At 45.9% G+C, this 14,046-nt stretch carries 12 protein-coding genes; 1 reads left to right on the top strand and 11 read right to left on the bottom strand.

Annotation, left to right across the window (positions count from 1 at the left end):
* Nucleotides 1-28: 28 nt before the first annotated feature.
* From BBH88_RS08600 to mce, 3 genes are read right to left on the bottom strand one after another with little or no spacing between them, the layout of a single operon-like run.
* Complete coding sequence (locus BBH88_RS08600; protein ID WP_065536952.1) at nt 29-1,147, bottom strand: M20/M25/M40 family metallo-hydrolase; 1,119 nt, start codon at nt 1,145-1,147, stop codon at nt 29-31.
* A gap of 20 nt (nt 1,148-1,167) precedes the next feature.
* Nucleotides 1,168-2,709, bottom strand: coding sequence for an acyl-CoA carboxylase subunit beta (locus BBH88_RS08595; RefSeq protein WP_006831447.1), 1,542 nt, complete (start codon nt 2,707-2,709; stop codon nt 1,168-1,170).
* Between the two features lie 14 nt (nt 2,710-2,723).
* Entirely contained in the window at nt 2,724-3,122 is a 399-nt protein-coding gene (gene mce, locus BBH88_RS08590; RefSeq protein WP_006831448.1) for a methylmalonyl-CoA epimerase, read from the bottom strand.
* A 168-nt stretch (nt 3,123-3,290) separates the two neighbouring features.
* Between mce and prli42 the strand changes: the two genes are divergently transcribed.
* On the top strand, nt 3,291-3,386 hold the full coding sequence (prli42, locus tag BBH88_RS19175) for a stressosome-associated protein Prli42 (protein ID WP_154669138.1): 96 nt from the start codon (nt 3,291-3,293) through the stop codon (nt 3,384-3,386).
* Between the two features lie 337 nt (nt 3,387-3,723).
* On the opposite strand, the gene BBH88_RS08585 is transcribed toward prli42, so the two are convergent.
* From BBH88_RS08585 to BBH88_RS08550, 8 genes are all read right to left on the bottom strand, one after another.
* Nucleotides 3,724-4,716, bottom strand: a complete 993-nt coding sequence (locus tag BBH88_RS08585) for an aromatic acid exporter family protein (RefSeq protein ID WP_006831449.1) — start codon at nt 4,714-4,716, stop codon at nt 3,724-3,726.
* 54 nt (nt 4,717-4,770) lie between these two features.
* A complete protein-coding gene (locus BBH88_RS08580; protein WP_006831450.1) occupies nt 4,771-5,211 on the bottom strand; it encodes a BrxA/BrxB family bacilliredoxin in 441 nt (146 codons plus the stop codon).
* A 65-nt stretch (nt 5,212-5,276) separates the two neighbouring features.
* Entirely contained in the window at nt 5,277-6,344 is a 1,068-nt protein-coding gene (gene meaB / locus BBH88_RS08575) for a methylmalonyl Co-A mutase-associated GTPase MeaB (protein WP_006831451.1), read from the bottom strand.
* Nucleotides 6,344-8,491: a methylmalonyl-CoA mutase gene (gene scpA / locus BBH88_RS08570; protein ID WP_006831452.1), complete on the bottom strand. Its 2,148-nt coding sequence runs from the start codon at nt 8,489-8,491 to the stop codon at nt 6,344-6,346. The genes meaB and scpA overlap by 1 nt, the downstream gene beginning before the upstream one ends.
* On the bottom strand, nt 8,491-10,185 hold the full coding sequence (locus tag BBH88_RS08565) for a methylmalonyl-CoA mutase family protein (RefSeq protein WP_006831453.1): 1,695 nt from the start codon (nt 10,183-10,185) through the stop codon (nt 8,491-8,493). The genes scpA and BBH88_RS08565 overlap by 1 nt, the downstream gene beginning before the upstream one ends.
* 97 nt (nt 10,186-10,282) lie before the next feature.
* Complete coding sequence (locus BBH88_RS08560; protein ID WP_006831454.1) at nt 10,283-11,623, bottom strand: dihydrolipoamide acetyltransferase family protein; 1,341 nt, start codon at nt 11,621-11,623, stop codon at nt 10,283-10,285.
* Between the two features lie 427 nt (nt 11,624-12,050).
* Entirely contained in the window at nt 12,051-13,034 is a 984-nt protein-coding gene (locus BBH88_RS08555) for an alpha-ketoacid dehydrogenase subunit beta (RefSeq protein ID WP_006830423.1), read from the bottom strand.
* On the bottom strand, nt 13,034-14,038 hold the full coding sequence (locus BBH88_RS08550) for a thiamine pyrophosphate-dependent dehydrogenase E1 component subunit alpha (RefSeq protein WP_006830424.1): 1,005 nt from the start codon (nt 14,036-14,038) through the stop codon (nt 13,034-13,036). The genes BBH88_RS08555 and BBH88_RS08550 overlap by 1 nt, the downstream gene beginning before the upstream one ends.
* Nucleotides 14,039-14,046 lie beyond the last annotated feature (8 nt).

The raw sequence follows: 14,046 nt of genomic DNA, 5'->3' as shown, positions 1-14,046 counted from the left end.
TCTCTCTTTTCCGCTATGCTTCCACTATTCAGTTGAGAGTTGATTCTTTGACGATTTCAACAAGTAATTGGGTCAATTTTTCAAGTTCTTCAATTGGCATACGTTCATTTTTCGTATGGATCTCTTCATATCCAACGCAAAGATTAACCGTAGGAATACCGAAGCCATTAAAAATATTGGCATCACTTCCGCCTCCACTTGTCAGAACCGGTGACGGGCGGCCTATTTTGGCAGCTGCTTTTTGAGCAATTTCTACGACCGGATCCATGTCATCAAAATGGAAGCCGGGATACATCAGCTTGACTTCCGTTTCTGCACGTCCACCAAGTCTTTCCGCAGTCTGTTCAAAAACGGATTCCATATGAGTGGTCTGACTCGCCAGTTTATCTTCGCTGATCGAACGCGCTTCCGATAAAATATGGACTTCATCACAAACGATATTGGTAGCTCCACCACCTTCAAAACGTCCGATATTGGCAGTCGTTTCCTCATCGATGCGGCCTAAAGTCATTTTGGCGATGGCTTTGGCAGCGATGGTGATGGCTGAAACGCCTTTTTCAGGTGCTACGCCCGCATGCGCTGTTTTGCCGAAGATTGTAGTCCATAATTTCGCCTGATTTGGAGCGGCTGTCACAATGCCGCCTACTTTGCCGTCGCTGTCCACAGCATACCCATATTTTGCAATCAATAGCGAGGAATCCAGTTCTTTGGCACCGACAAGACCACTTTCTTCTCCAGCTGTAATGACCAATTGAATATCGCCATGTTCAATCTGTTGTTCTTGAAGCACACGAATCATTTCAAACAATGCGGCAATACCAGCTTTGTCATCAGCACCTAGGATCGTGGTGCCATCTGAATAGACATAGCCATCACGGATCTCAGGCTTGACGCCGACTCCTGGAGTGACCGTATCCATATGGACAGTAAAATAGATAGCCGGAACCTGGTTCAAAGTTCCGCGCAGCGTGGCAATGATATTACCCGCACCATGGCCGGTAACTGCAGCTGATTCATCTATCGCTACATGGAAGCCCATTGATTCAAGCTTTTTTTGCAGAATAGCGGAAATTTCGCCTTCATATTTTGTTTCGGAATCAATTTGAAGTAGTTCCAGAAATTCATTTATTAATCTTTCGTTATTCATCTAAAGCACCTCTTCTATAATTACAGCGGCATATTGCCGTGTTTTTTGGCTGGACGAGTATCTTTTTTATTGCGCATCATTTCTAAGGCCTGAATTAATTTAATGCGTGTTTCGCGAGGATCGATCACATCATCGACCATGCCACGTGCAGCAGCGACATACGGATTCGCAAATTTCACGCGATATTCCTCAATTTTCGCTGCACGGGTTTCTTCCGGATTATCGCTTGCCGCAATTTCGCGAGCAAAAATGATGTTCGCTGCACCGTTCGGCCCCATAACTGCGATTTCCGCATTTGGCCATGAATACACCAAGTCGGCACCGATGGATTTAGAATTAAGCGCTACATATGCTCCCCCATAAGCTTTCCTCAAAATGACCGTCATTTTAGGGACCGTCGCTTCTGAATAAGCATATAAAATTTTTGCTCCGTGACGGATGATGCCGCCGTGTTCTTGTTTGATACCAGGGAAAAAGCCTGTAACGTCCTCGAACGTGATCAGCGGGATATTGAACGAATCACAGAACCGGATAAAGCGAGCTGATTTGTCAGAAGAATCGATATCAAGTCCACCGGCCATAACTTTCGGCTGGTTGCAGACTAGACCCACTGTCTCCCCTTTTATACGCGCAAGTCCTATCACAATATTACGGGCAAACTCCGGCTGTACTTCCATGAAGCTGTCTTTGTCAACCACTTGTTCGACCACTTTTCGCACATCATACGGACGAATCGCTTCATAGGGCACGACGTCGGCCAGATCCGGACGGTAATCGTCATCTTGGCCGCCTGCTAGACGAGGGGGCATTTCCTGGTTGTTTTGTGGCAGGTAGCTAATCAATCGACGGACCATTTCGAGCACTTTTTGTTCCGAATCCCCACGGAAATGGGCGTTGCCACTGATTGCTGTATGTACTCTAGATCCTCCAAGATCTTCAGAGGAAATTTTTTCACCTGTCACCGTTTCAATGACTTTAGGTCCGGTAATGAACATTTGGCTCGTCTTATCGACCATGAAAACGAAATCGGTGATTGCTGGTGAATAAACTGCGCCGCCTGCAGAAGGCCCCATGATAACAGAAATCTGCGGGATGACCCCCGAATAAATAGAATTACGATAAAAAATTTGACCATAGCCATCCAGCGACAGGACACCTTCTTGAATACGCGCACCACCTGAATCGTTCAAGCCGATGAACGGCGCACCATTACGGGCAGCTAAGTCCATAACATTGGCGATTTTTTTAGCATGCATCTCACCTAAAGCTCCTCCGAAAACAGTAAAGTCTTGAGAAAATAAATAAATAGCTCTGCCATTCACTTTGCCATATCCCGTGACAACTCCTTCACCAGGACCTGCTGCCATACCGAAGTCTGTCGTGCGGTGTTCTACAAAAGGACTCAATTCAACAAATGAATCTTCATCAAGCAATAAATCAATACGTTCACGTGCTGTCAGCTTGCCTTTTTCGTGCTGTCTAGCGATACGTTCTTCGCCACCGCCAAGTTCAATTTCACGCTTACGGTCGTACAATTCATTGATTCTTTCGTAAATATCCATTTCCCCACTCCCAATCACTCTTTTTCACAAAGTTCGTATAATACCCCATTCGATGATTTTGGATGCAAAAACGCTACCATGGCTCCGCCGGCTCCAGGCTTGGGTTTGTCGTTAAGCAGTTGCACTCCACTTTCTCGTAATTCTTCCATTCTCTGCTCGATGTTAACGACCCCAAATGCAATATGATGGATGCCTTCACCTTTTTTCTCCAGAAATTTGAAGATGGCGCTTTCATCATCCATCGGTTCCAACAATTCCAGTTTTACATTGCCAGCATCGATAAATGCAACCCGCACTTTCTGCGATTCCACTTCTTCAACTTTAATAAGCGGGAGTCCGAGCGTGTCTGTGTAATAAGGAAGGACAGCATTCAAATCCCTTACAGCGATTCCGATATGATCTACTTTCTTCATCCTTTTTCACTTCCTTTTTTGACTTCTCCCTTATTGTACAGATTCACGGTCAAAAACTCTAGTTGTTAGCGAATATTTGGAAAACAGACAGCTTGTCTCTTCAACTCTCAAGGAAAATATGTTATGATTCGCACATAGATATTTGATTGACAAAGGAGTTTACCACTAATGAGAAATGCGGCTTTCCGCAAGTTTATCGTATACGCAATGATTGGCATCATGCTTTTATCAAGTTTGATGTTCGGCTTGAGCTTTGTAATTTAATGGATTCGTAAAAACAGCAGAAGCCTTGAGGCTTCTGCTGTTTTTACGTTGGACTATTTTTGCTAGCCATTTCGCGGAGTTCCATCAAGCTACTCGGGCGCTTCCGCTTTTCTTCATTGTCCAGACTCCAGCGCCCAGCTCTTTGGGTCACAAGTCAACCCAGCTGTGTGGCAAAGAACGCCACTTCGCTGGTTCGCCTTATGCCCGGCAGAGCTACTCGGGCGCTTCCGCTTTTCTTCATTGTCCAGACTCCAGCGCCCAGCTCTTTGGGTTACAAGTCAACCCAGCTGTGTGGCAAAGAACGCCACTTCGCTGGTTCGCCTTATGCCCGGCAGAGCTACTCGGGCGCTTCCGCTTTTCTTGTATTAAATCCTTTGTAGGCTTGTTTGATCTCCAGATAGGATTCCATTTCATGAATGACTTGGTATAGTTCGGCCATGGCTAGAAATTTTTCGTGGTGATCGGGTAAGGGCAAAGCTGCAAAATTCTCTTTAACTTTGTCCAGTTTCGAAATATACCGATACGCCGTATTGCCTGAATGAACGTGTTCTGATAAGTCTTCCAAAAAGTCGGCCACCAGATCTGTCTGGTCTACTATAACTGGTAACGCAGTGATTTTCGGCAAAATGCGTTCAATGATTTCAAGCTGCTGCTCACGCATTTCAAAATAATGATAGTATTTGTTGTCATGGCGTGTAATATGGTTTTCAACATCCTGATAAGCCAAAGCCTTTGCCTTCTCTAGCAATTTTCGGGCATCCATCAGTTCTTTGCCACTCCAGGCCGATTCTCCTTCACGCAAATAAACGACGATTTCTCGAAAAATGGCCGCGTACATATTTTCAATTTCATGACGGTAGTTTGCTAGCTTTTTCTCAATGCTTGGCATGTACATATTGACTGCCAGCGCTGTACCGAAACCTACCATCATCAAAATTAATTCGTTTGTCAGCAAATCAAAATCCAGATTTTTAGCATCGTACAAATGGAGTAGAATAACTGAACTAGATACAAAACCATCCTGAAACCGCAATGTCACTAGAAGTGGAATAAAGAGGACAATGAGGATACCGATCACGATCGGGTGATAAGCGATTCCTTCAAAAAAGATAAAGGCATATAAGATCCCAATCAAGCTGGCGATAAAACGGGAAAAGGCTGCACGAATCGACTTTTTCTTTGTCGGTTGTATGCACAGGATGGTCAAGATTCCAGCAGATACATAGTAGTCGAGCTGCAGCAATTGAGCGATATAAATCGCGATTGCTACACCCAATGCAGTTTTCATCGTGCGGTAACCAATAGAATAAGGCTTCAAATTTAGCTTCATTGTTCCCTCCAAATTTTGAAATGAAAAAGATGCCTCCAAAAGAGACATCTTTTCTTAAACTTCGTCGCAATGCTGTTCGAATATCGCTTGGATATGAGTAATAACAGACATTGGATCATGGCCTTCAATTTCATGGCGTCCAATTTCGTCAACCATTTTTCCATCTTTTAAAAAGACAAATGATGGCGAAGATGGTAAATGATCGTCACCAAAAATTGCGCGTGCCTGAGCTGTTGCTTCTTTATCCTGTCCAGCGAAAACTGTGTACAGGTTGTCCGGGCGTTTGTCGTAATGGATCGAATGCAAAGCAGCTGGGCGTGCAATGCCGCCTGCACATCCGCATACAGAGTTAACCATTACAAGGCTCGTGCCTTTTTGTGAAAAGGCTTCATTTACCGATTCAGCTGATTCAAGCTGTGTATATCCCCCGTCTATCAATTCTTGACGGGCTTGTGTAGCTATATCATTCATCAGAAAGTTAAAATCCATGCTCATCAAATATCACTCCTTATCATTACTTCTTTAATCATAGCAGGTGTTCAACCCACTTGCAAAAAAGCTTACTCAAAAAGGCGGGCAATTGCCTGCGCCACAGTGAGTTCATCATTCAGCACTAGTTTTTCCAATGTTTTGACCAGTTGCCGCCGTTCTGCATCATCAAAAAAGCGGCTGTGCAACTCGTCTGTAATCATCGAGCGGAACCAGTCTTTAGTCTGTTCCTGGCGGCGCTTTTTCCAGTAGCCACTGTTTTTCACCGCTGTTTCGAATTCCTGTACCATTTCCCAAACATCTGGAATGCCGGTGCTTTCAAGAGAAGAAGCAGCAACTGGACGGGTTGTCCAGCCTTCAGTTGCCGGCTGCAGAAAATGCAGCATCTGCTTGTATTCCGCAACCGTCTTTTTCGACAGGCGCACATTTTCTCCGTCCGCTTTGTGAACAACGATGGCATCCGCCAATTCCAATATCCCTTTTTTCATGCCCTGCAGTTCGTCTCCTGCACCAGTCAACACCAGCAGTAAGAACATGTCGACCATACCCCGCACCAATGTTTCACTTTGACCAACACCGACCGTTTCCACCAAAATAACATCGTATCCGGCCGCTTCACACAGCAGCATCGTTTCACGCGTCTTTTTATGAACCCCGCCGAGCGTTCCGGCTGTAGGCGAGGGACGAATAAACGCATTCGGATTCCGTGCCAGTTGCTCCATACGTGTCTTGTCTCCAAGGATACTGCCGCCGGTGAGCGAGGAACTCGGATCGATCGCCAAAACAGCAACCCGGTGCCCAAGCTCTGTTAACGTTTCGCCGAAAGTTTCGATAAATGTGCTTTTTCCCGCTCCTGGAACACCGGTAATGCCAATGCGGATACTGTTGCCGGTGAATGGCAGCAATTGGTTCAGCAATTCCTGGCCGTTCTGTTTATGATCGGGATTTGAACTTTCAAGCAACGTGATCGCTTTCCCCAAATATAGCCGTGATCCACGCCGAACTCCTTCTGCAATGGTCTGAATGTCCAAGATTTCTTCAGCCGGCTTCTTGAATTTTTTCCGCGGCAAGGCCTTCATGCCATCATGTGTTTCATGAACGCCTTCCATTACACGCCTCGATATTTTTTCACGGCTCATCAGTCTGCCACTTCCTCGTAACCAAGGCGCACATAGATTTCTTCAATGACTTTTTGCGCCGCTACCGGTATCACTGTTCCGGGACCAAAGATCGCGCTGGCTCCGTTATTGCGAAGGAATTCATAATCCTGTGCTGGTATGACTCCGCCGACCACAATAAGAATATCCTCTCGGCCAATTTTCGATAGCTCTGCTTTTAGGTCCGGCACCAATGTCATATGCCCCGCTGCCAGTGAGCTGACTCCAATTACATGGACATCATTTTCCGCTGCCTGTTGAGCCGTTTCAGCCGGTGTCTGGAACAACGGTCCGATGTCGACATCAAAGCCCAAATCGGCAAACGCAGTCGCGATCACTTTCGCTCCGCGGTCATGCCCGTCCTGTCCCATTTTAGCAATTAAAATACGCGGACGACGGCCTTCATTTTCAATAAAGTCTTCTGTCATTTCTTTAACAATTTCCATTTCCTGCTGATTCGAGAAGTTTGAACTATAAACTCCACTCACTGAACGAATCACTGCCTTATGTCTTCCGGATGCTTTTTCAATCGCATCGGAGATTTCACCAAGTGATGCACGGTGCCGTGCTGCTTCGATAGCACAAGCCAGAATATTATTCTCCCCGCTTTTCGCAGCTTCTGTCAATGCGTCTAGTGCTTCCGCCACTTTCCCGTTGTCACGTCCGGCTTTCATGCGGTCCAGCCGCTCGATCTGGGTTTTGCGGACCATGGTATTATCGATATTAAGAATATCAATTGGATCTTCTTGATCAAGGCGATAACGGTTAACACCGATAATCACTTCTTCATTGGAATCGATCTGTGCCTGCTTTTTCGCCGCAGCTTCCTCAATACGCATTTTCGGCAACCCGGTTTCGATGGCTTTTGCCATTCCACCTAGTTCTTCGACTTCTTCAATTAGATCCCAAGCTTTTTCCATCAACTCTTTGGTTAACGTCTCGACATAGTACGAGCCTCCCCATGGATCGATGACATTGGTCATCATGGTTTCTTCCTGGAGGAATAATTGCGTATTGCGCGCAATCCGTGCAGAAAAATCGGTTGGCAAAGCAATGGCTTCATCAAGTGCGTTAGTATGGAGCGATTGTGTATGACCCATAGCCGCCGCATTCGCTTCAATCAACGTCCGAGTGACATTATTGAACGGATCTTGCTCGGTCAAACTCCATCCCGATGTCTGAGAATGCGTCCGCAGCGCTAAGGCTTTGTCATTTTTCGGATCGAAGGTTTTCATCATTTTTGCCCAAATTTCACGTCCGGCGCGCATTTTTGCTACTTCCATGAAGTAATTCATGCCGATGCCCCAGAAAAAGGACAGGCGCGGTGCAAAGTGATCGATGTCGATGCCCGCTGCAAGCCCAGTACGGACATATTCAAGTCCATCTGCAAGCGTATAGGCCAATTCAAGATCTGCTGTCGCTCCCGCTTCTTGAATATGATAGCCGGAAATCGAAATCGAATTGAATTTCGGCATATGATCGGACGTGTATTTAAAAATATCCGCAATGATTTGCATTGACATAGCGGGCGGATAAATATACGTATTGCGAACCATGTATTCTTTTAAAATGTCATTTTGGATGGTCCCGGCCAGTTGGTCAGGCAAAACGCCTTGTTCTTCCGCCGCGACGATAAAAAATGCCATGATCGGCACTACTGCACCATTCATTGTCATCGATACGGACATCTGGTCCAGTGGAATGCCGTCAAATAGGATCTTCATGTCTTCAACGCTATCAATGGCAACACCAGCCTTTCCTACATCACCGACCACTCGCTCATGATCCGAATCATAGCCACGGTGTGTTGCCAAGTCAAAAGCAACGGATAAACCTTTTTGCCCCATTGCTAAATTTCGACGGTAAAAAGCATTGCTTTCTTCTGCTGTCGAAAATCCCGCATACTGGCGCACGGTCCAAGGACGCGAAACGTACATGGTCGGGTAAGGTCCGCGCATATTCGGTGCAAATCCGGGCATGCTTTCTTCGAGGAAATCAATGTCTTGCTGCGTATAAATCGGTTTAATATCAATACCTTCATTCGTGGTAAAGGGGCTTTGTTGCTGAACCGGTTGGGAAGCCCTAGCCAATTGATCTAGCTTTACTTTGGAAAAATCGGGTTTAGCCATTAGAGCGCCTCCTTTCCTAGAGCGAGAATTTTCTCCAGTTTTGCAGTGATTTGCTGACCGGAATATAATGTGTCCTTGATACCGTAATTTTCCCATTCAGCGAGCTGCTCTTTCGGGTACTTGCCTGCAAGGTCGATGCTTGCCTTGGTATCCAATCCTCGAACAATAGCTGCAACAGCTTCTTTAGATCCACACAGTACCGCATAATCAATGCTTTCGTCAGCGAGGAATCGATTGATTTCTTTAGCCTTTGCCAAATGTGGACTAGTCAGTGATTCAATTCCACCAACTGCTAGAAATCCAGAAACAAAATCAACTTGTGCTTTGATTTTTTTCAGCGGTTCAATCAGAACAATGGCAGTTTTTAAGTCGGTCACTCTGCTTTGTGCCCGAAGTTTCTCAAACGGTGTTGCCAGCCTTTTCGCGGTCATATATTCCAAGTGGCCTTCGTCGATTTTCGAGTCTTTGACCGGTTCTTGTGGGTTGGCGTATATATTGGTGCCTATCAACGATTGTTTACGCGTTGCCACGTTGTTTTCTCGTTCGATCCATTTAGCTTGAATATCGTCTGTTAGCCACCCTGATTTAATGACCTCAGAATACCCTCCTGCTTCTTCAATCTCCAAGAAGTAGCTCCATGCTGCCTCTACGTATTCTTTCGTCAAGGTTTCGATAAAGTAAGATCCCGCTGAAGGATCGACTACGTGCGACACGTGCGCTTCTTCTTTGATAACCAGTTGAACATTGCGGGCGATGCGTCGACTCGACAGATCTGGTCTTGTCAGGAAATCATGCGGGTGAACGGTGTGCGCATCGGTTCCGCCGAGTACTGCTGCAAATGTAGAATTTCCTGCACGCAACAGGTTCACATAAGGATCTAGTTTCGAGTAAGAACGGACGGATGTCTCGGTAAAGAGCGGAATCGTCGGCGCTTCTTGTCCGTATGCGGAACTGAAAACCTGCCACAAAACACGGAATGCCCGCAGCTTGGCGATTTCCTGAAAAAATTGCGTATCTACTGCAAAACGAATCCATGTATTTTTAGCGGCTTCTAAAAATTCAGCATCCTCCATCCGTTCCGATAGGATGCTAAGCGCGACCCCTAGTTCATGCACTGCAGTTCCCCCGGCATGATGTATGGGAATGGTATCGACTAAGCGAGTGCGAACATGTTTTGGCGCATCGATTGCTTCTTCAGAAAAAATAACGCCTTGTACTTGATCCAACTGCTCTGGCGCTACAAAATCGAATACCCGCAAAATGCTCTGATCTTCGCTGACCAATTTAAAGTAAAGAGGATATTGAACAATCAATCCTGCTAGTTCATTCAATTGCTCGTCTGTCCATTCAAATTTACGGAAGCCTGTATAGACAATGGTTTCATTTCCACGGAGAATATCGTCTTTCATTAACGCCAGGTATTCCTGTGCAGAATCCGCGATCACTTCTTGAGAAACGAGCCAACTTGGCTGATGCTTGCCATGCTGAATCGCAGCTACTTGTGCCGGGATATAGCTGCCTAATTGATCCAGCATATTTTTGGTATACAGAGGTTCAAGTTTCACATCTTCAATTGTAGGCGTTTTCAAAGTTTCTTCGAAGAGCTTGCCTTTAATCGCTTTTTCAGCTGCTTGTTGCCATTCACTGTATGTACGTGTTGGAAATTTCGTTTTTTTCATCGACTCGATTGTCAAACTATTCCCTCCTCAAAGGCTATCTATCTTTATTTTACCCCACTAGACGCCGACATTAAAGAAAAAAAAGCTTGGAGTCCAAAGACTCCAGCTTTTCTTAATAAACAGATGTATTTTCTTTTGACATATTTTCTAGGATTTCTTTGACACGAGCCAGGAATTGACCGCAGACAAGACCATCAAGCACACGGTGATCGAGCGATAGGCAAAGGTTAACCATGTCGCGTGCAGCAATCATGCCGTTATCCATAATGACTGGACGTTTGACGATTGATTCTACTTGCATAATGGCTGCTTGTGGATGATTGATAATGCCCATCGACTGAACAGAACCGAACGATCCGGTATTGTTAACAGTAAACGTTCCACCCTGCATGTCAGCTGACTTTATTTTACCTGAACGTGCTTTCATTGCCAGTTCGTTAACTTCTTTACCGATGCCTTTAACTGATTTTTCATCAGAATTTCTGATGACCGGAACAAACAATGCACTATCCGAAGCGACGGCGATGGAAATGTTGATATCTTTTTTCTGAATGATTTTATCTCCAGCCCACATTGAGTTCATCATCGGGAATTCTTTTAAAGCTTGTGAAACGGCTTTGACGAAGAAAGCAAAATACGTAATATTGAAACCTTCTTTTTTCTTAAAATCGCCTTTGATGGAATCACGGTATTGGACCAGGTTGGTAACGTCCACTTCAATCATCATCCATGCATGCGGTGCTTCGTGTTTGCTCTTCAGCATATTTGCAGCAATCGCTTTGCGGACACCAGTGACCGGAATTTCAATATCACCAGGTGCACTTTCGATTGCTGCAGGAGCGGCTTTTGGAGCTTCTTGGGCAGATGCAGGTTGTGCCGCCGGCTGCTCTTTCTGCGGAGTCTGAGCCTGAGCTGCTGGAGCGTCTCCGACCTTCGGAATGTTGCCACTGTCGATTAACGCCATCAAATCTTTGCGGGTGATGCGCCCTTCGTTCCCTGAACCTTCCACTTGGGTCAGGTCAATATCGTTATCCTGAGCTAAACGGAGTACTGCAGGCGAGTATCGACCTTTCGAACCAGATGGTTTGACAGGCTGGGAAGATCCTTCCGTCCCTTCCAGTTTTTCCGTAGGCTTCGCGCCGGCTGCCGGCATTTCGGTCTCTTTGTCTCCACTGGTAGGCTTAGCTTCTTCTGCAGGTGCAGCGTCGCCGCCTTCGGTTTCGATGGTGCAGACAATTTCGCCGACCGCCAAAGTTTCACCTTCTGAAGCAAGCAGTTCCTTGATTGTTCCAGTGAATGATGAAGGTACTTCCGCAGTCACTTTGTCTGTATTCACTTCAGCAAGCGGATCGTATTTGTTGACATGATCGCCTGGCTGAACGAGCCATTTTTCAATGGTTCCTTCTGTAACACTTTCGCCCAGCTGAGGCATTTTAATGTTTTCAATAGCCAAGGGAGTTCCTCCTTTACTTGATGGTTCTATTTTATTGAAAAAACGTCGGTTCCGCTTTTCTTTGTCCAGCTTCACCGGCCAACTCCTCGGGTCGTAAGTCGTTCTGGCTGTGCGGCAAAGAGCGCCGCTTTGCCAAAACGTCTTACGCCTGTCAGAGCTGTGCGGCCGGTTCCGCTTTTCTTTTTGTCTAGCTTCAGCGCCCAGATTCTAGGGTCATAAGCCACTCCGGCTATGCGGCAAAGAACGCCGCTTCGCCGGTGCGTCTTATGCCCGTCAAATCTACACGGGCGCTTACGCTTTTCTTTTTGTCTAGCTTCAGCGCCCAGATTCTAGGGTCATAAGCCACTCCGGCTATGCGGCAAAGAACGCCGCTTCGCCGGTGCGTCTTATGCCCGTCAAATCTACACAGGCGCTTCCGCTTTTCTTTTTAAAACTCCGCTAGTTCTCTCATTGCTTTTTCTACTTTGTCTGGGTTGATCATGAAGAATTTCTCCATGGTCGGTGCGTAGGCCATTGACGGAATATCAGGCCCAGCAAGACGTTTGATTGGGGCATCCAAATCGAACAGGCAGTTTTCAGCGATGATTGCTGCCACTTCTCCGATGATGCTTCCTTCTTTATTATCTTCTGTGACCAGTAGCACTTTGCCGGTTTTCTTAGCGGCTTCGATGATGCCTTCTTTGTCGAGTGGATAGATTGTACGTAAATCAAGGATGTGCGCAGAGATCCCATCTTCCGCCAGGCGTTCTGCAGCCTGCAATGCAAAGTGAACTGCTAAACCGTAGGTGATGACGGTGATGTCTTCGCCTTCGCGTTTGACGTCCGCTTTGCCGATTTCAATCGTATAATCTTCTTCTGGCACTTCGCCTTTGATCAGGCGGTAAGCGCGTTTGTGTTCAAAGAACATAACAGGATCTTCATCGCGGATTGCTGCCTTCAAGAGGCCTTTAGCATCGTATGGTGTTGACGGAATGACGATTTTTAAACCAGGCTGGTTCGCGAAGATCGCTTCTACAGACTGGGAGTGATAAAGAGCGCCGTGTACGCCGCCGCCAAATGGTGCACGGAAAACAATCGGACATGACCAATCGTTATTTGAACGGTAACGGATTCGAGATGCTTCTGAAATAATCTGGTTGATGGCTGGCATAATGAAGTCCGCAAACTGCATTTCTGCAATCGGGCGCAACCCATACATCGCTGCACCAATTCCAACACCGGCAATTGCCGATTCTGCTAGTGGTGTATCTAAGACGCGGTCTTCACCAAATTGATCGTAAAGACCTTGTGTCGCTTTAAAGACACCGCCTTTTTTACCGACATCTTCTCCGAGAACAAAGACGTTTTCGTCACGTTCCATTTCTTCTTTCATGGCAAGCGTGATGGCATCAATATAAGACATAATCGCCATTATTCGTCTCCTCCTTCTTCGGCATAGACATATTTCATTGCATCTTCTGGTTCTGCGTATGGAGCTTCTTCTGCATAATCAGTCGCTTCATTGACGATCACCATAATGCGATCATTAATTTCTTTTTCAATTTCATCTGTCATAATATTGTTTTCTTTTAAATAAGCACCAAATGTCAAAATTGGATCTGTCGATTTTTGTGCTGCTAATTCGTCCGCTGAACGGTATTGTCGATGGTCATCATCTGAAGAGTGAGCAGTCATTCGTTCAGAAACGGTTTCGATTAGGCTCGGGCCTTCCCCGCGACGTGCACGGTCAGCAGCTTCTTTAACATGTTTGTACACTTCGATTGGGTCATTGCCATCAATCGTTACACCTGGCATACCGTAACCAATTGCACGATCCGAAACATTCTTACAAGCTAGTTGACGTTCAACTGGTACGGAAATTGCGTATTTATTGTTTTCAACCATAATGATAACAGGTAATTTATGAACGCCGGCAAAGTTCATGCCTTCGTGGAAATCACCTTGGTTAGAAGATCCTTCACCAAGAGTAGTAAACGTGATGAAATCTTTTTTCTTCATCTTCCCTGCTAAAGCGACACCCACTGCGTGTGGCAATTGTGTTGTAACGGGTGAAGATCCAGTCAGGATGCGGTTGCTTTTTTGACCGAAATGACCAGGCATTTGGCGACCACCGGAGTTTGGATCTTCCGCTTTAGCGAAAGCTGATAGCATCAAATCTTTTGCCGTCATTCCGAAGTGAAGGACCACCCCGATATCCCGATAATAAGGTGCGATATAGTCCTTTGTGTTATCAAGAGCAAAAGCAGCGCCAACCTGAGCTGCCTCTTGACCCTGACATGAAATCACGAAAGGAATTTTTCCGGCACGGTTCAATAGCCACATGCGTTCATCCACACGGCGTGCCATCAACATTGTTTCGTACATTCTCAATAAATCATCATTTGTTAAGCCAATTTCTTCATGTTTAGAAGCCATTAATTTTT

Source organism: Planococcus antarcticus DSM 14505, from assembly GCF_001687565.2.
Taxonomy (GTDB): Bacteria; Bacillota; Bacilli; order Bacillales_A; family Planococcaceae; genus Planococcus; species Planococcus antarcticus.
This window is presented reverse-complemented; position numbering and strand designations above follow the sequence as displayed.